The organism is Aquiflexum gelatinilyticum, from assembly GCF_024813435.1.
Classification (GTDB): domain Bacteria; phylum Bacteroidota; class Bacteroidia; order Cytophagales; family Cyclobacteriaceae; genus Cognataquiflexum; species Cognataquiflexum gelatinilyticum.
Map to the genome: position 1 here is coordinate 46,464 of NZ_JANAEZ010000012.1, position 22,652 is coordinate 69,115.

At 40.5% G+C, this 22,652-nt stretch carries 13 protein-coding genes; 6 read left to right on the top strand and 7 right to left on the bottom strand.

Translation table 11 applies throughout. The annotated features are described in order from the left end of the window. Positions 1 to 40 precede the first annotated feature (40 nt). The 4 genes from NK987_RS19835 to NK987_RS19850 all read left to right on the top strand — a co-directional run bounded on the left by NK987_RS19835 (position 41) and on the right by NK987_RS19850 (position 8,285). Entirely contained in the window at positions 41 to 2,041 is a 2,001-nt protein-coding gene (locus NK987_RS19835; protein WP_259265276.1) for a TonB-dependent receptor plug domain-containing protein, read from the top strand. A gap of 104 nt (positions 2,042 to 2,145) precedes the next feature. Next, entirely contained in the window at positions 2,146 to 4,845 is a 2,700-nt protein-coding gene (locus NK987_RS19840) for a bifunctional YncE family protein/alkaline phosphatase family protein (RefSeq protein ID WP_259265277.1), read from the top strand. Between the two features lie 902 nt (positions 4,846 to 5,747). Beyond that, entirely contained in the window at positions 5,748 to 7,253 is a 1,506-nt protein-coding gene (locus tag NK987_RS19845) for a phytoene desaturase family protein (RefSeq protein WP_259265278.1), read from the top strand. 660 nt (positions 7,254 to 7,913) lie between these two features. Further along, positions 7,914 to 8,285: a GerW family sporulation protein gene (locus tag NK987_RS19850; protein WP_259265279.1), complete on the top strand. Its 372-nt coding sequence runs from the start codon at positions 7,914 to 7,916 to the stop codon at positions 8,283 to 8,285. Positions 8,286 to 8,724: 439 nt separating this feature from the next. Here NK987_RS19850 and NK987_RS21460 read toward each other — a convergent pair whose 3' ends face one another. Beyond that, a complete protein-coding gene (locus NK987_RS21460; protein ID WP_338021208.1) occupies positions 8,725 to 8,886 on the bottom strand; it encodes a hypothetical protein in 162 nt (53 codons plus the stop codon). Between the two features lie 154 nt (positions 8,887 to 9,040). Beyond that, positions 9,041 to 10,879 carry an alkaline phosphatase gene (locus NK987_RS19860; RefSeq protein WP_259265280.1) on the bottom strand — a complete coding sequence of 613 codons (1,839 nt, stop codon included), beginning with the start codon at positions 10,877 to 10,879 and terminating at the stop codon, positions 9,041 to 9,043. Positions 10,880 to 11,449: 570 nt separating this feature from the next. Here NK987_RS19860 and NK987_RS19865 point away from each other — a divergent pair. Then, complete coding sequence (locus tag NK987_RS19865; protein ID WP_259265281.1) at positions 11,450 to 12,517, top strand: phosphatidylinositol-specific phospholipase C1-like protein; 1,068 nt, start codon at positions 11,450 to 11,452, stop codon at positions 12,515 to 12,517. Further along, entirely contained in the window at positions 12,514 to 14,340 is a 1,827-nt protein-coding gene (locus NK987_RS19870; RefSeq protein ID WP_259265282.1) for a metallophosphoesterase, read from the top strand. The genes NK987_RS19865 and NK987_RS19870 overlap by 4 nt, the downstream gene beginning before the upstream one ends. A 114-nt stretch (positions 14,341 to 14,454) precedes the next feature. Here NK987_RS19870 and NK987_RS19875 read toward each other — a convergent pair whose 3' ends face one another. From NK987_RS19875 to NK987_RS19895, 5 genes are all read right to left on the bottom strand, one after another. Continuing rightward, positions 14,455 to 16,200, bottom strand: coding sequence for a RagB/SusD family nutrient uptake outer membrane protein (locus tag NK987_RS19875; RefSeq protein ID WP_259265283.1), 1,746 nt, complete (start codon positions 16,198 to 16,200; stop codon positions 14,455 to 14,457). A gap of 138 nt (positions 16,201 to 16,338) precedes the next feature. Further along, positions 16,339 to 19,356, bottom strand: coding sequence for a SusC/RagA family TonB-linked outer membrane protein (locus NK987_RS19880; protein ID WP_259265284.1), 3,018 nt, complete (start codon positions 19,354 to 19,356; stop codon positions 16,339 to 16,341). A 325-nt stretch (positions 19,357 to 19,681) separates the two neighbouring features. Next, positions 19,682 to 20,857, bottom strand: a complete 1,176-nt coding sequence (locus NK987_RS19885; protein ID WP_259265285.1) for a hypothetical protein — start codon at positions 20,855 to 20,857, stop codon at positions 19,682 to 19,684. 278 nt (positions 20,858 to 21,135) lie between these two features. Continuing rightward, the gene (locus NK987_RS19890; RefSeq protein WP_259265286.1) at positions 21,136 to 21,360 is read right to left on the bottom strand and encodes a hypothetical protein; all 225 of its coding nucleotides are present in this window, start codon (positions 21,358 to 21,360) and stop codon (positions 21,136 to 21,138) included. A gap of 206 nt (positions 21,361 to 21,566) precedes the next feature. Then, entirely contained in the window at positions 21,567 to 22,328 is a 762-nt protein-coding gene (locus tag NK987_RS19895; protein ID WP_259265287.1) for a creatininase family protein, read from the bottom strand. Positions 22,329 to 22,652: the final 324 nt, after the last annotated feature.

Below are 22,652 nucleotides of genomic sequence, written 5' to 3' on the forward strand. Positions count from 1 at the left end.
ATTACCGGATTGCGGAAAACCGGAAAATCATAAAGTTTGTATGAAATTATTATTTATTGTTCAATTAGCAGCAAGTTTATTTAGCTCAGAACCAGACTCTTCTAAGCAAAATACCAACCTACTAGATGAAGTAGTAATTACGGCACTACGTGCAGAAAGTAGAATTATCAACGTTCCCTACACGATAAGTGCTGTCAATCGAGATTACATAAACTCTCGACTTGCCCGCACCACACCGGAAATATTGATGGGAACAATGGGGGTTTTTGTCCAAAAAACCAATCATGGGGGTGGCTCCCCTTTCATCCGTGGCCTTACCGGAAACCAAATTCTGCTGCTTATTGACGGAATAAGATTAAACAACAGCACATACAGATATGGACCCAATCAATATTTCAATACCATTGACCCTTTTTCTATTTCACGGATTGAAGTGTTGAAAAACGAAGGTTCTGTTGCTTATGGTTCTGACGCGCTAGGAGGTACCATTCAGGTGTTTACACAAAATCCTGTATTCGATTCGGGATTTCATGGGAATTTTACCGGCCGGATAGCCACACAAAATATAGAGCAAACGGGAAGGGGCGAATTGTCTTACAGCACAAAAAATGTAGCAATCCTGGCAGATTTTACCAAAAGAAATTTCGGGGATTTGCCCGGAGGAAAAAATACAGGAATCCAGAAAAATTCAGGATATGGAGAACAAATGGGGAATTTGAAATCGGTTTTTAAACTTAAAAATGGGGAATTAACACTTGCTCATCAGTACTTTGAAGCAAACAATGTCCCCGTTTACCATAAAATACTTTTGGAAGATTTCCGTATCAACCAATTCGCCATTCAGAAAAGGAATTTGAGCTATGCGAAATATTCCATTAAAACAGACAATCCTTTCTTTGACCAAATAACTTCCACGGTTTCTTGGCAAAAATCGAAGGAGAAAAGGGAATCCCAAAAAAACAACTCACAAAACTTGACTGAAGAAAATGATCTAATTGATACCAAAGGTCTCAATGTGAACATCAAATCAAACTTTTCAAATCAATGGAATGCAAGTAGTGGGTTTGAGATTTACCATGATTTGGTTCACAGTGATAAAATAATATACTCCTCAGATTCTCCCATTGAAAGTAGAGGCTTATACCCGGATGGCTCTACAGCGACAAATTATGCTATTTACAGCTTACATACTTATATGGTAAATAAATGGCGCTTTTCAGCTGGATATAGATTAAATATGGTTGACTTAAACATAAAAGACCCAACACTTGGTACCAGCGAGTTACTGTTTAAATCAGCGGTTCCAAGTTTGGCTGTTTCCTATTTTCCAAATCCAAATTCGCAAGTTTATACCCGATATAACCGAGGTTTTAGAGCTCCCAACATAGATGACATGGGAACCCTCGGAATTGTGGATTTTCGATATGAGATACCTGCCTATAATTTAAAACCTGAACATGCCGACAACTTTGAGTTGGGATACAAATACCAGTCAGAACGCATCTCATTTACCTCTTCAATTTTTCACAGTAACCTGACCAACCTTATCACAAGAGTCAAAGTAGAAGGTGAAGAAATTGATGGTTATCCCGTTTTTATCAAAGAAAATGTAGAATCAGCGAGCATAAAAGGCTTCGAATTTGAGATAGATGGAAAAATCAATAACGCATTAAAATACTTTGCGAACCTCGCTTACACTTATGGACAAAACCTCAGCAAGAACGAACCCTTAAGAAGAACACCCCCTACTTTTGGAAGAATTGGGATGGAGTTTTCAAAATCGAACTTTTTTTTAAGACCTGAACTCCAATTTGCCGGGGCTCAAAAACGATTGGCGGCTGGAGATATTTCCGACAATAGAATAGATCCAAATGGAACGCCGGCTTGGCAAATCCTTAATGTCTTCAGTTCATATACATGGAAATCAATTTCCCTGAATCTGGCCTTACAAAATTTAGGAAATGCAGATTATAGGCTTCATGGTTCAGGTATAAATGGGGTAGGGAGAAGCGCTATTTTGGGAATAAAAATTTCCTTTTAAGCCATCCTGTACTCAAAAAATAACATTAAGCTAACCTCCCTCAATATTATGGGAAACATAAAAACCATAGTTTTATCTATTCTTCAACAACCAATTGCGTCACCATGAGATTGATATCCTTTTCACTGATTTTTGTTTTTTCATGTGTGGCAAGCTTTGCCCAAAAGCAGTTAAAGCCCATATTGGAGGTGCCTGGAAAGTCTGAAATTTGTATCATCGATGAAAACGGAACCTCTGTACTGCCAAGTGGCCGTACCTTGACTCCCGCAGGTGATTTGATAAGAATTACCCATGATCCTTTTGGTTTGGCCATTTCTCCGGATGGTAAAAAAGCGATAAGCCTGCACAACGGTGTTTTCACAGTGATCCATACCGCTGACTTGAATGCTTCCAGGGTTCCGAGCTATGACAATACAATCGTATCTCCCCTCTCAAATGGTTCCTTCCTTGGAGTAGCTTTTGGCCCGGACAATAAGACCATATACCTCAGCGGAGGGGATAATGGAGCTGTGATAGTTTACGATATCGAGCAAATGAGACGCATTGATTCCATTTCTCTCAATGGGATGGTTAATGGTAAAAATTTTGAGGACAGCTTTACCTCAGATTTATTGTACCAAAACAACGAATTGCTGGTTTTGGACCGAGGCAATTTCAGGATGGTAAGGTATGATCTATCCCAAAAGAAAATAACAGCATCGATTCCAGTGGGAAGACAGCCATTTGGCTTGGCTGTCAGCCCCGACCATAAAAAAGCTTTTGTAGCAAATGTGGGTATGTACTCCTATCCTTTGATAGAAGGATTGACAGAAGAAAACTATGATGAGATGCTCATTTCTAGACATCCATACGCTGATAATTCCAAAGAGTCTATAGAAGGCACCACCGTGGAAGGTAAAACCATCCCTGGTGTTGGAGATCCTTTATCGCCAGAGGCCATGAGTGTATTTACGATAGATCTGACGACCAATACAGTCATAGACAAATTCAAAACAGGCTATCAAATTGGTGAAATGGTGGAAGACGCCGAAGTCGTAGGTGGAGCAAGTCCTAACTCAATTGCAGTCGGCAAACAATACATATACGTCACCAATGCCACCAACGACAATATTGCTGTGATTGACCATAAAAATGGCAAGATAGTGAAACACATCCTTGTTGAAATAGACCCAAGAATCGATCGCTATCGAGGCTCCCTACCTTTTGGCATCACCTTAAGTAAGGATGAGAAGACATTGTACGTAGCACTATTGGGGATGAATGCGGTGGCAGTGATTGACATTACAAGTGAAAAAACTATGGGCTTGATTCCTACAGGATGGGGCCCCACCCGGGTAAAATTATCTGAAGACGGAAAAGAGATGTATGTCATTTCTTGCAGAGGCCTAGGTGCTGGACCAAATGGAGGGGAAGGTTTCGTAGCCCCGCCCCAAGGAACTTACGTTGGAGATATCCAATTGGGAAGTTTTCAAAAAATCGCTATGCCCAATATGGCCCAATTGGAAACATACACCAAGCAAACTATTGAAAATACTTTTAGGGAAGTGATGGCTGATCCGATGGACCCAAATCCATTGCCCATCTTTCCCGGAGCAAAAGAAAGTCCCATCAAACACATCGTCTACATCACCAAAGAAAACAGGACATTTGATGAGGTATTCGGACAAATGGAAGGCGCAAATGGGGATAAAAGTCTTGCCAGATTTGGTGTCGATTGTGAGTACACCCTTCCTGATAGCCTAAGATCAGGCATAGAAAACATGAAAGTGACCCCCAATCACAAAAAGGCAGCCAGCCAATTTGCCTTCAGTGACAACTTTTATTGTGACAGTGATGCCTCTATTCATGGTCATCATTGGATGGTAGGGGTAATTCCAAACGAATGGGTAGAAGCCAATTCCAGTGTTGATAAGACCGCAAAGCTTTTTTCAACAGCACCCGGTAGAAGATTTCCCGGTTCAACCGGAAGCATGGACCCTGAAGATTATTCAGAAATCGGCGGACTATGGGAAGCAATCGAACGGAAAGGATTGGAGTTTTATAATTTTGGAGAAGCCAATGAAACCGCCCATGTAAGGGAGACTTGGTCAGACACGCTTACCGGTGCAGCCCATGGTGTCATGGTGCCTATGCAAAAGGCCTTGTATTCAAGGACAAGCACCAATTATGCTGGGTATAACATGAACATTCCTGATCAATTTAGGATGAATCAATTTGAAGAAGAATTTACCAAAATGTGGATCAATGGGAAAGAGGAAATGCCGGCCTTAATTGCTGTTCAAATTCCAAATGACCACTCAGCATCACCAAGACCTGAAGACGGCTATTTCTCAAGTGCTTCTTTTGTGGCTGACAACGACCTTGCTGTTGGCAGAATTTTACATTTCTTGTCACGCACCAAATATTGGAACGAGATGTTGGTAATCATCACAGAAGACGATCCTCAAGGTGGAGTAGATCATATTGATGCGCACCGCAGTATCTTGATGATGGCTGGACCATATGTGAAAAGAGGTCATATTAGCCATACCCATGCCAATTTTGGGTCTATTCTCAAGATAATCTACAACATTCTTGGTGTACCTTATGTCAACCAATACGATGTGACTGCTTCCCTGCTCCAGGACTTTTTTACACCAATTCCTGATTTTACACCTTATACCGTTGAGCCCCATGACCCAAGAGTTTTCAATGCCGACAAGGCCATGCAAAAATACAATAAATGGGTTGACTGGAAATCCATCATGCAAGGTCCCGAAATGGACGATGAAAGTACGATTAAGAAGGAATTTAAAAATAATTAAACTTGGTTACCTATTTTGAGTCCTCCGTTTTATTTCCACTGCTTTAGCTATTGGCCAATTAAGAAGAAACTCAATGGGACATTAGCCAACAGTAAAGTAAATTTCCAAGAAGATTGTAAAACCTGGACAACATCGTTTTTAGGGATTGGAACATAGATGAGGTTGTTTTATTGTTAATTATAATAGGATCATTTACCAAAAGAAGGTGATTTGGTAATCAATGAAATGGAATCATAATAGAAATAGGCAGTAGCTTGAAATCTCATCATAAACAAATTTTTTAGAATTAACGATTGAAAGACACTGCTAAAAGCAGTGTCTTTTTTTTGCCCTGCTAAAACAAACTGCTGAGAAGTCCAGGTCATTAGGATCATTTTATTGTTAAAATAAAAGTTTGTCAGACCCTTAAATGACTATAATTTGATAATCTTTCAAAAGAAGAATTGATTGAAACACCCAGTACTTTTGGGTATCCAATGCATGGATACTTTTTTGTCTGAATAGGTAACAGGCACCGTCAGGACGGTGCCTATTTTTTTATTATCAAAACTTTATCATTCCGAAACAATGGAGGGTGAGACACAAATTTTCTTATCATCCCCACCATTTCATCACTGTCCTGGAGTTCTGTGCATTCTCCGGCATCCCCTTCGAGGAAGTCGAATCCTTCCTTTGATTTTGACAACTAGAACCACTACAACAATTACATCTTTCCCAATTTGAAAAAGCACAGCAGACACCCCTTCACCAATTACATCTATAATTAAATGATACTAAGAGTATAAAAAATAACCACTAAAAATTCATAAAACATTAATATTCAATTTTTTATAAAATCAAAGCATATAGGTAAATTAAAAGATTGGTACAAAATATACCTCCGAATTTTAAATCTTGTCCAAATGGTGGATTCCATTAAAATTAACATCATAGGTGCTGGCATAGCTGGATTATCTGCAGGGATATATGCAAGGCTCAACGGGTTTGAGGTGACAATTTTCGAAATGGGTCCCAAAGCGGGAGGAGTTTGTTCATCCTGGGAAAGAGAAGGCTACTTCGTGAATGGATCAATAAATTGGTTGGTTGGTTCAGCTCCCGGCATAGATTTTTATCAAATGTGGCATCATTTGGGGGTTTTACAGGACAATACTATCCATAACCATAGTAGTTTCATAGAATACAGAAATATAGACGGGGTTGATGTTCATTTTTATGTTGAACCCGAAAAGCTAAGGAAGCACCTCAAGGAAATTTCACCTGAAGATCATGAAACAATAGATATTTTTATTGACGGCATTAAAACCTTTGCTGCTGCCAAATTTCCTATGGACAGGGCTTTTGAACTGTTAAATGCTTGGGATTGGGTTAAAGTTTTTATGGGTAATATTCCTATGGTTGTGGCTTTGGGAAAATATAATCAATTATCAATTAGGGATTTTGCTAAAAAATTTAGATCAAAGGTGCTCCAAACTGCATTTGAAAATTTTTGGTCCGCAGAGATGTCCATGGTTTGGTTTTTAATGCATTTGAGTTTTGCAGCTAATGGCACAGCTGGATTCCCCCTTGGAGGTTCGGGTAAATTCGCCGAAAGATTGGTGAAAAGGTTTATTGACTTGGGAGGAAAAATCGAATATAATAGTAAAGTAGCCAAGATTATAATTGAGGGCAAAACTGCCAAAGGAATCCAATTGGAAAACGGTCAACAGATCAATTCAGATTATATAATTTCAGCCTGTGATGGTCACACAGTTCTCCACAAGATGCTAGGTCCAAAATTTGTAGATGAAAAAACCTTTGACTCATACAATTCACTACAATTATATCCACCGATAGTATATTTTTCCGCAGGTGTCAGACGGAATTTCGAAGATCTCCAATCCTCGATAATCGGAATGAATATTCCATTGAAAAATCCCATGAAAGTGGGGAATATCACCCATACCCGGGCTAGTTTTCAGATTTATAATTTTGACCCGACCCTTGCACCTCAAGGAAAAACATTGATTACAAGCATATTGGATACAGATTATGAGTTCTGGAAAAATCTGTACTCCCAAGGAGAAGATGCTTACAGAAATGAAAGAGCCAAGATTTGCCACGAATTGCTAGCGTCCTTAGAGCTAGAATTCCCAGACATTTCAAATCAAATAGATTTCATTGATACCGCAACACCAATAACCTATGAGAACTGGACCGGGAACCATAAAGGAAGCTATGAAGGCTGGCTTCCTACTCCTGAAGCATTAAAAATTAAATTACCGACGCATTTCCAAAGTCTAAAATACTTCTATATGGCAGGACATTGGGTTATGCCGGGTGGAGGCATGCCCCCTGCTGCATTCACAGGAAGGAACTGTATCCAACTGATCTGTAAAGAAGAAAAAATCCATTTTGAAGCAGAGGTTTAGAAGAATGAAGGGACACTAAATCCATATTTATTCAATGAACCCAAAATGAAATCAATTCAATGATCTTAATCATTTAGCCTAATGAACTCTATCAGTGCGGATTACATACCTATCACTTAGATTTGAATCAAAAAATGATGTGGTGGATACTCCTTTATACTGTCATAGGAATTATGCTTTTTTTGCTTTTCGGTCCCTTTTCTTTCAGGATAGATAGCAAAACAAATTCTATCAAGATAAAATTATTCTTGATTGGAGAAGGTGGGATCATTCTGCAAGAATATTACCCCTGGCTAGAGATTAAAGCTATTGGACTTAAATGGAGATGGGATTTAATAGAAATAATTTCCAAGACCGAGAAAAATAAGAATGAGGTCAAGAAAGATTCAAAAAGAAAATCCTTTCCATTAAATACTGTTCAAATTAAAAACCTTATCCAAAGCTTCAAAATAAAGGAATGTGTATTCAAATTAGATACCAATGATCCTTTGCTGAACGGAATGCTATTTCCCTTCTTTTACTGGTTGGAACAATGGACAGGAAAAACCATCCAAATCAATTTTACACAGGATAACCAGTTGACATTAGAAATTGAAAACCAAGGATACAAAATTCTTTGGGCGATGATAAAGAAAAGTTAAAACTAAAACCAAAAAAACTATGGAACCAAGCACAGAAAATTTAATTTCAAAAATCACAGAATTCCTAAGAAATGAAGCGAAAACTGAAACCGTAATCGGCCAACAGTTTCAATTAGGAGAGTTTACATGTGTCCCGGTCATGTCTATAGGAATGGGATTTGGAGTAGGCGGAGGCGAAGGAAAAGGAACTGCTCCTAAACAAGGTGAAGGAGAAGGTCATGGCTCGGGTGGTGGTGCCGGAATGGGAATCGCTCCGGTTGGATTTTTGGCAAGCAAAGTATCTGAAATTCAATTTATTGCTGCCAACAATCCAAAAGGTTTTTCGGCAATTATCGAAAAAATGCCTGATCTCGTCAATAGGTTTATGGAAGCAAAGGAAAAGAAAAACTAGAAAACACGCTACTTTTATTCTATTCCTAATAGTATTAAGACTCATCTTCAAAGGAATTGCAAGCTGTAACTCCCATACAGATTTCAATTCCTATTATTTTTACTTGGTTTTTTAAAATTGATGGAGTTTCTAAGGATTCCACAAAATTATCCACAAAGACTGTTTATATACCCTGACCTTCACTAGGGGAAATTTCAGTGGGAGAATCCCAAATTAACCTAACCAAAGTACTAGCAAAACCGGATCAAAGTAGTGCCAGAGTAGTATCAAAGCCGTATCAAAGTAAGGGATAGTGGGACCTTACCACCCTTGCCCTCTGAAAACCTCCATTCTGCGATTTGATTATTCAAAGGTTTTTGGAAAAAATGTAACCTGCAATTATTACCCTAATCTTGAAAAGATTCAAATGTTTTGACTGACTACGATTGGTGGCAATGAATTATTGTGAATAGATAATGAGGTTGATAATTTCATTATGCCTTTTATAGAATATTAAGACTTTGATATTTTTTTTCACTAATTCATCCTTCATCACCACCACATTTCCATGGATCATGGTATCATTGGCTTTGGAACCGATTTTAATGATTTCCCTACCCATTTCCTGTCCGAAAAAACCCAATCTTTTTCCTTGGCTGGCAAGGCACTAATGTTTTTTTAAAATAATAGATCAATTTCTGCTTGAGTCAGTTTTCATCAAGCATTCTCAAACAAAATTTAAATCACATTTCCGTTCCTAGCTTATTGACTACGAGCTATTTTGCTTGATGGTATTGGTTGACCAAGGACATGATTTTGTGGAATACTTCTGTGTTTTCATACACACCCCTGAATTCCCCTGAGTGTGCCCCATAGGCAAATATCGGCACCATGATCCCGGTGTGGTCGTCACTGTGAAAAGCCAACTCCACCTCATTTTCTGACACTTTTCCCTGAGGCAAACTCAGGCCGGCAGTTTCGTGGTCTGCGGTGATGATCAAAAGGGTATTTGGGTTTTGGTCCACATAGTGGATCATCCAACCTATCGCCTTGTCAAAGTCCAGCAATTCGGTGACAATCGTATTGCTGTTATTGGCATGTCCGCCCGAATCAATCATGGCTGCTTCCACCATCAGAAAAAAGGGCGATTTTTTGGACTTCAGAAAACTGATAGCCTCCTGACAACTGTTTAACAGGTAATCTTCGCGACCTTTCGCCATGGTAGGCATCCCACTATTAGAGGCAAAATAGCCCACTTTGTCTGAAGGGGAATCTGCAATTTCTCCAAGACTTTTCATCATGGTAAAACCGTTTTCTTCCAATTCCTTCAGCCTATCAGTCCCAAATTGGATGAAATCTCTTTTTCCTCCTCCAATAAAAAGATCGAGTTTGCTGAGTGGCAGGAATCGGGCTATTTCATCTATGTCGTCCCTTTCGGAATGATGGGCGTAAAAGGATGCCGGAGTCGCCCCGGTGAGGTTGTCCGTTGTGATGATTCCTGAATTGAAATCATAAGAGTCAAGCAGTTCAGTTATATTTTGCAATGTTTTCCCTTTTGGATCCGTCCCCAATGCCCGGTTATTGGTTTTTTGTCCTGTGGCATAAGCCGTCGCTCCTGCAGCGGAATCGGTAGTAAAATCATCCGCGGCCTGGGTTTTGACAAAACCGATATTTTTAAGTTGCGTGAGGTTTAGTTGGTTGCCATTGGCAAACATCCCTGCCGAGATCTGTGCCAATCCGTTTCCATCCCCAATCATCAAGATAACCCTTTCAATTTTGTTTTCTTTTCCGTCATGGTCAAATTCAGGCTTATAGATCTCATGGAGTTGCGTACCGACAAAGATGTTGCTTTCCAGATTTTTGAGATATTGATTGGCCTCATAAGGTTGGTCGGTGTTGATGTAATCTATCCCAAGATCTGCAAAAGCTTTCCATGCTGACTTGCTGTCAGGAGAGGCCCAAAACCTGACAGCCTTATCAAAAGAGTGTACTTTGGAAATAAAGGATACCAATGAATCCCTTTCGGATTGGACGATCCTGCCTTTGCCATTCCAGACTGAAAATTGCCTGAAACTCAGGCTGACCATTCCTATTTTTTCCCAGGGAAGGTCAGGGCTGAGTACTTTACTTTGGTAGTCAAAAAATACATAGGTAGGATAATTTTTGTAATCTTCAGGTTTGGGTCGATTGCCTGATATAATGAGCTTGAGGCCTGTTGGATTTTTGGGAGAAAAGAGAAATTCCTCAAATTCAGAGGCATCTTTTACAATTTGATCTAATGTAGTGTAAGCCTCAGTTTTGCAATCAATCAGCAAATGAAAGTCAAAGTCCGCGATCATCCCAAGTGACTTGGCCTTTTGGATGGGCTCGAGATAAAGGGACTTCAAAGTACGCTCAGGTCGGATATTTTCTGCTTCGTGTGCTGCCATCAAACTTCCATTTCTCAATATCACATCCACCTCGATCGATGCACATCCGGCCCCAAAAGCATCCCAAAATGGCACCGTCCTCAGGTAATCATTGTGGGAGTGGAGCTTGTAGGTGGGAAGTTCCTGCCCAACTGCATGCAATGCCAAGAAAGTCGAGGAGAGGAAAAGGAAAAGTATTTTTTTCATCTTCAAAAGTAAGCATGGCAATTGAGTGGATTGACCTGACAAATCGCATGATGTGGTGATTTAACAAAAACATAAACCAAGGCACCTTTTTGGATAACAATACCCGGAGTCAGGATAACATTTTTAAAACTCTATTTTTTTATGGATATCCGCATTGTTGCACGAACCCGAAAAATTTCCAAATTTTCTACCTAAAACTGAACCTAATATGTTCGAGGTGGGGAGGAATGACGGCGGACCGGGCCGGCAAAGGCCTTGTGCGCGGATAGGATTCCGCCGTCTTGACTTTTTTGGCTACTTTTTTTGCCAAGAAAAAAAGTAGCTGTAAAAATATCCTCTCGATTTCCTGTAGCCCAAAGAACACCTTTCTGGTTACTTTTGGTACTTGCTTTCATCCGGATACTCATTTTATTTTTTTCTTCTTAATTATTCAAGTTGGGCTTGAGGTAAGAAAAAAACTTTTCTCTTGGAAGCTTTTCAAGCAAAAGAAAGTTAACAATAAGTTGACATGCAAAACCTCCCCCTGACGACAAAAAACCCCATCTTGTTTGTTCAAAACCTATTACACTGATGAAAAAATTAAGTCTGATTGCACTATTTCTATTCTTTTGGTCATTTGCCTTTTTTTCCAATGCCCAGACTCTGAGGTTGAATCAGACCCAGGTTATCGGGAGCCACAATAGCTACAAAAGTGCGATGCCTGCCCCGATTTTGGATTATTTACAAAAAATCAATCCCGCTGCGGCGAAAAGTTTGGAATACGAGCACCTGCCACTTTCTGAGCAATTGGATCTTGGACTTCGTAACCTGGAATTGGATGTGTTTCATGATCCGATGGGTGGGAAATATGCCAACCCAAAGTCGCTTTCCATGCTTCCGGAAGGAACTGTTTTTGACCCCAAAAAGGAGCTTCAGGAACCTGGAATGAAGCTTTTTCACGTTCAGGATTTGGATGTACAATCTCATCACCTACTTTTCAAAAATGCACTTTTAGAACTTAAAAACTGGAGCGATCAAAATCCTGATCACAATCCCGTATTTATCCTGATCAACGCAAAAGACGGACAAGTTCCGATGACAGTCAGCCCGCTTTCTTTTACAGGGAAAGCTTTGGACAGCATCGATCTGGAAGTAAGGACTTATCTGGGAATGGACAAATTGATCACACCGGATCAAGTTCGGGGTAATTTTGAGTCACTTGAAAAGGGAGTTTTGGCTGGCAACTGGCCAGAAATGGAAGCTGCAAGAGGGAAGTTCCTTTTTGTGCTGGATGAAAGTGAGGAGAAAATCCGACGCTACCTGACCGAAAAACCAGAACTCAAAAATGCTGTTCTCTTCGTCAATCTGAAAGAAGGAAACCCTGAAGCCGGATTCAGAATCATCAACGATCCTGTTGCCAACGAAACCTATATTCAGGATTTGGTGAGAAAAGGATATATCATCCGAACCCGGGCAGATTCGGATACCAAAGAGGCACGAACGGGAGACTATACCAAATTTGAAAAAGCGAAAGCTTCGGGAGCGCAAGTGATTTCCACGGATTACTACATTCCTTCGACCCTTTTTCCATCTGACTATACAGTGAGTTTTGATGGCAAAACCTTTGAGCGACCTAATCCTATTATAAATAAAAGGTGAATTATTCCAAACTTATTCCAGCACTTCTGAGTGTAGGAATGATGTATTCTTGGCCTCAGGTGCCACTTTTGGCCCAATCCGGACTAGAAGCTAAAGTGGCATTTCTTGCTGATATCCATTTGCAGGATGTCTATGGGGACTTTCAGTCTGATGATTTTAAGGGCGTGATCAATCCTCGAAACGGAAAGCTTGCGACGATCCGCTCCATGGAAAGTCAGCTGAATTCCACCCGGCTTTTCAATGAAAATTACTTTGCGCTTTTAGCTGCATTAGAAGATTTGCGAAAGCGGGGAATCAAGCTAGTCGCACTTCCGGGGGACTACACGGATGACGGTCAGCCGATGAATATTTTGGCCTTGAAAAAAATCCTTCAGGAGTATTCAGATCAACACGGCATGCGATTTTTCATCACTACAGGAAATCACGATCCTGTTTCCCCATTTGGTGGACCTGATAGGAAATCCGATTTTCTCGGAGAAAATGGACAAAAGCAAGCGGTTTCAAGTGAATCTAAAAATGAAGCAAGCGAAGTTGCAATAAGTACACAGGTAAAGAATTGGGGGTATTTTGAAATCTGTGAGGAATTGAAAGGCTTTGGATTCAGTCCCGGTGCTCAGGACATTTTTTGGACGCATCCATTTATGCCGTTTGATTATGAAGGCTATGATTTTGAAAAAGTCAGTGCAGGTTCATCTATTCGTACCCGCCTTTTCCCCGATCCCAAATCAGGATGGATGCTACCGGACGCCAGCTACCTCGTCGAGCCTGTGGAAGGACTTTGGCTTTTGGCCATTGATGGAAATGTATATACCTTTTCCGGTGAGGCAGATCAACCGGACTCCACTGCTTGGAACGGTTCCGGTATCGGCTTCAACTTAGCTTCGAAAACAAAACAGCACCAACTCGATTGGATCAAAAAAATCAGTAAAGAAGCTGAAAAGCGGGGAAAAACGTTGGTTTCATTTAGTCACTATCCGCTTACGGATTTTCATGAGGGAGCTTCCTCAGAAATGAAAAAACTTTTTGGCGTCAGTAAATTTCAACTAAACCGGGTTCCCGACAAAGAAGTATCACAACGCTATGCAGCCGCAGGAATCCAGGTGCATTTCGCCGGACACATGCATATCAATGACACTGGAAAGCATGGTGAAAACCAAAATGCTGAGCTGGTAAATATCCAAGTGCCTTCCTTGGCAGCTTTTCCTCCGGCTTACAAAATCATGAATCTTGAATCAGATAAATCTATGGTAGTACAAACCCACCTTTTACAAAAAGTAGATCGATTTGATGAGTTTTTCGATCTCTATAAAATGGAACATCAGTGGCTGAGCCAGAAAACAGAAGGAAATCCCTGGAATCTGAAAGTATTGGATGCCAATGACTATGTAGAATTCACGCAGCTCCATCTTAAGGAGTTGATCCGTTTGCGGTTTTTAAAATCAGATTGGCCCATTGACTTGGGGATTTTGGTGAATGGAATTTCCCAAACCCAACTTGAAGAGTGGATTGAGACTCCTAAAGCATTTAGAGGAGAACTTTTGAACGCTTTCTTAAAGTTCATTAAAAGCACCAACCAAAAAGGTGAATTGATGGAGGATTTTTACTTTATCAAAAACGGTGGGGATCTCGGAAGCAGCCAAATCCCGCAGGACCGAATGGAACTCTATCGGGGCTTGGGAAAGAAAAATCTGAAATCCGAGGGAGGATCTTTGAGTGCTCAATTTTCTGATTTCCTGAGAATCTTGAGCAAACTTTGCAATGGATTTCCTTCGGATGATTTCTTTATTAATCTTCCGGATTTAAGTGTTGGAAAGGTTGACTAGGATGCTTAATTTGTCAATCAATTCGCCTTTGACCGGTCAGTGATTGGTATTCGAAAAGCAAAAAAAGCCGAACGGGATCCATTCGGCTTTTTGTTAATTTATCACTTAAGAATTTTAGTAACCCGGATTTTGCTCTAGGAAACCTGGAATGTTAGAAGCGCCATCGATCGCCCGTTGCGGAATAGGGAATAATCTTTTGTTTACATCGCTGTCAGTCTTTTCAGTCCAGCTATCTTCGTATTTTCCAAACCTTATTTGGTAAGTTCTTCTCAGACCTTCCCAGTACAATTCAAATCCTGACTCGCGGAATAGGATATCCAAATCGATAGCATTCAGAGGAGCAGGAGTTTGGGCAGGACGGGCATTTCTTGAGGTTCTTAAGGTATTGATATCTGCAAGGGCCCCGCCGTTATCACCTTTTCTTAACAATGCCTCAGCCCTCATCAGATAAACTTCACCCAATCTGATCAAAACGATGTCAACACTACTGTTACTACAGCAATTGGGAGCAGTCCGGCTAAATTGGTATTTAGAAAATCGGTGTCCGGTATTGTGAAGACTTCCATCCTTGGTAAAATCTACTTGAAAGTTGTGATCCACATAGCGGATATTTGCGCCACTGCTTCTTCTGTTGATTACTGGATAAACCCTGATCTTACCATCTTCGCATTTGATAATGTTACCGCCGGCATCTTTTCTGGGTCCCCAAATAACACCCCGGATAATTCCTCTATCCATCTCAAATTCTAATGGATCAACGCAATAATAATGATCCTCGTCATTTGTAGGGTTTATTCCAGTAAGATCTCTGAGGTTTTCAGGAACGATCGTGTTCTCCTGGAAAAAACGGGCATCTGCATCAGCCGGATCCACATTTCCATAAGCGTCATACCAAGACTGCACAAAATCAGGAGTAGCTGCAACTGCATCTGTCCCACGGGTATTGGGAAATTCAGGTCTTGGAATTTGGTCTCCCGAAATCGACCAATATTGCCACCTGCTGTGTTCAGTTTGAAGGACACCACGCTGATCAAGAGAGAAAATAATTTCCCTATTAGTATCATTATTGTCATTGAACAAGTCAAAATATTCAGGGGAAAGAACATAGGGCCCGCTGATGATATTGCTCGTGTATTTGATCACATTGTCCATGTCTTCAGTTGTAAAATTCGGGGTTCCATAGGGATCCCTATACACGGCTGCATTCAGGTAGAGACGGGCCAATAGCGCCTCCACAGCATGCTTGTTCATCCTTCCCGGAACACTGTTACTGCTTATCAGATTCACTACTGAAAGCAGCTCTGATTCAAGGTAATCCACGGCATCTTGACCTCTCAGAATTACAGTCTGCTGATTGGACTGTTCTTTTCTGAAGACTAACCCCCAGTTATCCAATGCCAACATGTTCAGATAAGCTTTCACGGCAATCATTTCATAAAGCGGATTTTGTGCACTTGAATTTCCATTGGCCACTTCCAGTGTTAACTGTTCCTCAGCCGCCACTGCCCTGGACAAGGTCAAGGTAATGAAGGTCCAAGTATCCCCAACCAAACTATTTCCCGGTGTCATTAGGTGCTGATGTACCGCAATAAATTTTCCTCCGTCAAACCAGTCCGTTCCCCCCCGATAGGGAAGAATTCCTTCGTCAGAAGCAACTTCCTGCAGTCCAAAGTTGACTGTGTGAAGCCAGACTTGACGCATCATCCCATATACCGGAGCAATGGACCCACTTACGATCTCTGCCTGACCAGTCCCGGTAAGGGACTCATCGAGAATCTCTTCTTCCAGATTGGTGCAGCTTAAAAAAGCAAGCACAAAAGCGACTGCCGGAATCAATAGAGTTATTCTGTGATTTTTCATGTTTTTATCATTTATTTTTTTGACAGATGCAATCTTGCGAGATTGATACCCTGCCACCGGTAGTGTACCTGCTATGCTCGATTTTCATCTGTTTATTTTTTTTCTGTTGACTAATTAAATTATTTAAGGACTTAGGATTTAAAAGGTCAAATTCAGGTTGAACATAAAAGTCCTCGCCATAGGGTAAGTAAATCGGTCAATTCCAAAAGTCTGGATTCCTGATGAAGTTGAACCTGTATTCACTTCCGGATCAAAACCCGAATAGTTTGTAATCACAAACAAGTTTTGACCCGTAAGGGAGATTCTGATATTTTGAAAGGCATTTCCCACTCCTAGTTTGCCTGGGCTCACATTGTATCCAATAGTAGCATTGTTCAGCCTTAGGTAAGATCCGCTCTCCAGGAATCGGGTCGAAACCGTATTCGAATTATTGAATGATTCATTAGGGAATTGGACCGCAAAATCTGTGGTATTATTCGACCTTGAAAGTTGGGCTTTAGTGAAAAGAGACATGGTGGTATGATTGTAAATGTCATTTCCTGCTCCTCCGTTGAAGTTCATTCCCAAATCAAAATTCTTGAAGCGTAAACTGGCCCTCATACCATAAATTACCTTTGGGATCGCACTCCCTACTACACTCCGATCATCATCCAGGATTTCCCCGTCTCCGTTGATATCTACAAATCTATTTAGTCCATCTTCTCCTATCCCATCAAATTGAAGCATGTAAAAAGCTCCGATCGGCTGATTGTTGATGTAACCATTGATCGTCGCTCCGGTCTGGCCTGCACCTTGGGCGGCACCTGTTGTCAAGACTGCAAATGGGGAATCTCTGACTTCATTCTGGATGAAAGTGACATTTCCTCCAATTTCATAGGAGAATTTTTGTTTCGGCTTACTGTTATAATTCAAGGCCATTTCGATTCCACTGTTGTGAATCTCCATATTCTCGATGTTGTCCCAGAAAGTTGAAGTCGGCTGAATTGGATCGGCAGGAACTACCTCCAAAAGGATATTGGAGGATACTTTGTTGAAGTAATCCAAAGTACCTGTTAGCCGGTAATTGAACAAGGCAAAATCAATTCCTGCATTGAATTGGGTAGAAACCTCCCATTGTAAATCAGGGTTTGCCAGTCGGGTGAAAACAATCCCATAAGGATAGTCGTCCAATGTTCTTCCTTGGGTATCTATGGGATAAGTATTGAGACTACCTGCTCCTGTAGCCAATCGATCCTCTGAGAAACTTGCCTGGGTAATTTTAGATGGAATTTCCTGATTTCCTGTTTGTCCCCAGCTTGTACGCACCTTCAGGTTATTGAAAATCGAATTGACCATAAAGTCTTCCTTACTCACATTCCAACCCAATGCAAAGGAAGGGAAGTATCCATACTTGTTATTGTCTCCGAACTTGGAAGATCCATCAGCACGGAATGTAGCCGTGACTAAATACTTCTCCTCATAGACATAATTCAATCGCCCAAAAAAGGATTGTAATTCATTTCGAACTCCAGAGGAGCTTATCGTAGTTGGGAATTCCAAAGTACTGTTATGATCCTGAAACCTAGGCTCGATATTGTTTGCAGCAAACCCTCTTGCAGAGGTACCCCTGAACTCGTCCAAAAATGTCTGGTAAGAATGACCTGCCAGCGCGGTAAAATTGTGCTTGTAATTGTTCCAATTATAGGTCAGGGTATTCTCTACCAAACTATTGGTGTTGGCAGAAATCAATTGATCCAAGCTACCATTTGCCACGTTGGACTCATTTACAACCTCGGTGAACGGCTTATACTGTATGTATCTATTGGTATTGGAATAATCCACCCCGAGATTTAGCTTATAAGTAAGGCCTTCAATGATTTCGAATGAAGGAGATATTGTACCCAAGATCCTGTTGTTTGCAGCATTATCACTATAAAGTTCATTACGCTTTATAGGATTTAAAGCATTGGTATTGAGCAATGTTGGTTTGCCATCAGTAAAGGCAGGAATCGTTGGATTCAAGCTGAGCATATCACTAATGGTTGAGGTGATGCTTGGACGTAGATTTTCAGTATACGAGGCTGTCAGATTGTAGTCAATGATTAATCTTCCATCGAATGCTTTTTGATTCATGTTCAGTTTTCCTGAATAGCGCTTCAAATTGCTGTTCTTCAAAATTCCTTCTTTGTCCAATAAGCCCAGTGAAGCAAAATATGAAAACTTCTCAGTGTTGGCTCCGCTCATGGAAAGACTGTAATCCTGTGAAAATGCTACCTGAGTCAATTCATCTTGCCAACGGGTATTTCCGTCAAAGTCTTCCAGATTTCCACCCACATCTACTACTTGGCGCCGAAACTCATCAGCCTGAAAAACATCGATTTGATTGGCCATCGAAGACCATCCTGCAGAGGCTGATAAATTTACCTGAGAAGACCCCGCTTTTCCCTTCTTGGTGGTGATTACAATGACACCATTGGATGCCCTGGAACCATAAAGGGCTGCTGCACTTGCATCCTTTAGCACGTCTATGCTTTCGATATCATTGGGATTAAGGAAGTTCAGTGGATTGGAAGCAATTCCGTTATCAGAATTATCCAATAGGAAACCATCAAGCACATATAGAGGCTGTGTACCGGAACGTAAACTTCCAATCCCCCTGATAATCACATTCTGATTTGCTCCAGGTTCTCCACTTACGGAGGTAACATTAACTCCGGCAACCTGACCCTGCAAAAGATCTACAGGATTCGCAATTATCCCCCGGTTGAAATTTTCTCTTTTCAAAGAACCTATGGCTCCGGTAACATCGGAGCGCTTTTGTGTACCATATCCTACTACTACAATCTCGTTCAGCTGAGAATCCTCCCGTCCTAATTGGATAGAAAGTATTGACTGTCCATTTAGAGAAACTTCTGTAGTAGTATACCCTAAATAGGACACAACAAGAATTGCATCGTCTGGGACATCAATGGAAAATTTCCCATCTAGATCAGTGATGGTTCCGCTTGTGGTTCCCTTGACAAGGATTGCCGCCCCAGGTAAAGGCTCTCCTGTCTCATCTCTGACAGTCCCTGTGACAATTTCAAAGTCTTTTATATCTGAAGAAGCAGGAAAGGCTTTGGCCTCAGTTCCTGACAAACCACCCGATAAAAAGACCACACTGCATAATACGCACATTCGAAGCGTTGCCCGTGTTTGTTTAAAAGTAAAATTTCCCATAATCAATAGATAAAATTGGTTTAAGTACCTTCCAAAATTACCACCATTGTAGGGTCAGTACTTCTATTTCAATTTATATCCTTGTTATGTTTTGGTAACCAAAAAATAATTCTGAAGGTCAATTATTAAGGGAATGTTACAAATGGTGGATAAAAAAAATATGGATCCAAATCCATGTTATAGTAAAGTTAATTTCGGTATTTGTGCTTATCCAAATACTGATATTTTAAAAAAAAAGCATCTCTGAAAACCAAACTCGAGTTCAGAGATGCTTTAAAAAAAATCAAGGAGCGTCAGGAGCTATTAAGGATGGTAATTCTGCCTCAAACAAAAGAATAAATTCTTCAGCTGTCATTATTACTCCGTTGACATTGGTGTCGTTTGCTAAATTATATCCAAAAATTGCAGCATTCATTCTTTGATTTGGAGTGCCGTGATGCCCGTTTGATGCAAAACTACAATCCCCAATTTCAAAAAACACTTCCAAAAACAATTGTACTCTTTTCCAGTTCATGGTACTTCCCCTCTTATGGGTCAAATAATAAGCTGCAAGAGCATCGGCCATTAACTCCGTCTTCCGGGTACTTTCCGGAGAGTTTAAAAATTCAACATCTTTTGCAAATTGAACGTGATGGCCATATTCATGGGCTAAAATTGCTTGCGGAGCGACATCGCCAAACCCCAAATCAGCATAAGCTTTTAAAATACCATCCCCCATGACTATTTTTTTTGGGGTACCCCAAAACTCATCCGCTGTAGCGGCAAAAGCATTGAATGATAAAAGCGGATGGTTGTAATTAAAATATTTGTCAGATCCATATATGGTTTTGAGTAAATCTGCCAAAGACTCTGCAGTTCCCTGGGGATATCCATAAACCCTTAGTAATTTGATTACTTTTTCAACATCGTCAAATATCTTTCCATGTGCATCCCTAAGTAGAATATCAGAAGGAATATTCCAGAATCTTAATAAGTCTTTGAAAGTTCTATTGATTTGATTGGTGAACTCCCCATCAGGTCCATAATATTGACCCCCATCCTCATTCTCAAATAAGTATACATAGTCGAATACAATGAACCTTCCAAGGTTGTTGAAAATGAAATAATCATCTGCATCCCAGTCCGACCTTAAATCTGCTGAATAAAAACGTAATTCAGTTGGCCCGCATTCATAATCATTGGGGTCAATGGCATTGTCAATCATTGAATTGTAAAGATCAAAATCCACCATTGCAGAATGGTTGATCCCGACTTCAGAAATTGTTCTAGCTGAATTATTAGATGAAGTATAAGGTAGGTTAATTTTACTTTGTTCGACCAAGGATAATAACTCCTTTTTGGCAGACGCAATTGGATCATTTTTGGCATTAATATTTTCAGGAGGGGTAAGCACAGATTCATCGCTGCAGCTTGAGAGGATAAACAGGGTTACAAATGAAAGTAAGAGAAGTTTTTTCATGATGTATAAAAATTTAAAGTTTGGCGAAAACAACCTGGAACTTCCAGGTTCTGATATAAAAAATTAGATAAATTTATTTATATTCTTTAGTGATCAAGGACAAACTGATTCAATTTATTCCCCAAACTATTGAATTTCTTTCCGAAGGATACCATTTGTATTGTATTTTTCCCAGTTTTATTGACCTTAAATAATAGTGTTGAATTAGAATAAAAAGAGAGATTTTCAGTTCATAACATTAACTCCACTTCTTTGCGCATTGTTGGTGAAAATCCTGTTCATCTGTGGTGAAAAATCCCCTTCCCTGTTTTGAAGTAAAAAGATATAAGATTCAAAACATAAGATCCAAGACTTGATTTCTCGAGAACTTGAGAACCCAAAGCAGGTACCCCGACAATACTTCCCTCCCGACTTCCCAACAACTTACCCTCCCGGATTTCTCCAAAAAATGCAAGTGACTTAAACTTAAAAAAAGACAATTCTATAAAAAATAATACAATCATTTTGCCTAAAAACAGCCATTTTACCCCCACTTTCCCCTATACTTCTCCTAACCCTCTCCTATGGACCCGTTATACCCTCCCCCACCATTCGTTAACTTTTGACCAATTTCCAAGAAAGCATATCATTATTCAAATATTTTCTTCCATTGCACATTTCCAAGATGAAATCTTAGGTCTCCTCTTAACAGAAGGAAAAGCGCCTCGAATTACTCATACATCCTCTTCCTATCCACCTTACATAGGTCAATCATCAGTTGACCTACTTTGGTGCAGACATCATGGAAATATCTTTCTCCTTTTTCAGCAGTGGATTTTTTGGGATTCCCTATGCCGGTGTCCTCGGTGACTTCTGACCATTTTCTTTCGGCCCATGCCCATTTTTCCCGTATGCCGGGAATGACGGATTTTTTCTCTTTGCCTTCTCCTGCTTCCTCTAATGGCAAAACTAATCTTGAATGTAGGTACATGATCAGACTTGTTTCCATCTCGTCGGCATGGTCACCTGCTTCCTCAAAATACAGACTTTTATCCAAGGCCTGATACCAATTGCATGTTACAAGAAGCATATCCGGAAATTGAAGGCCAAGTTCACGCAGCATGGTCTTAAAATCATTGCCACCGTGGCTGTTCAGGATCAAAAACTTCTTCACGCCCTGCCTGTCCAATACTGTCACGATATCTTTCAATATGGCCATTTGGGTACTTGGATTCATGTTGATATCAAGGTAAATGTCACTCTGACCGGTGTTCACTCCAAAAGGCAAAACCGGTAGTATTACAACTTTGGCCCCCTTTTCCCAAGCAAATTTCCCTGCCCCAGCGGCAATGGACTCCGCTTCAAAGACATCTGTCCCATAGGGCATGTGGTAATTATGTGCCTCTGTGGCTCCCCAAGGCAAAACGGCAAGATCAAAACGCTGATGTTTTAAGTTTTTCCAATTGTTTTCAGCAAGGATATAAGGTCTCATATTTTTCTGGTATCAAGTATCAAGATTATAGTATCAAGTATTTAGAAGCGAGAATCAAGAGCCGAGATGCGAGATTCTGGAGTCGGTAGGCTTCTTAGTGATCAGATGAAAGGCTTAAGTCTGGAATCAGTTAACCAATTAACCAAATAACCAGTTAACTACCCGCCAACGCGAAGCAGACAACCATTACAACCATTACAACAACTACAACCACTACAACCATTACAACAACTACAACCACTACAACCACCACACCCATCCCTCCCCCAACTTCCTTAAAAATTTCAACGATCCCAAATATATTTCTCCGAAATTTTTTGAATC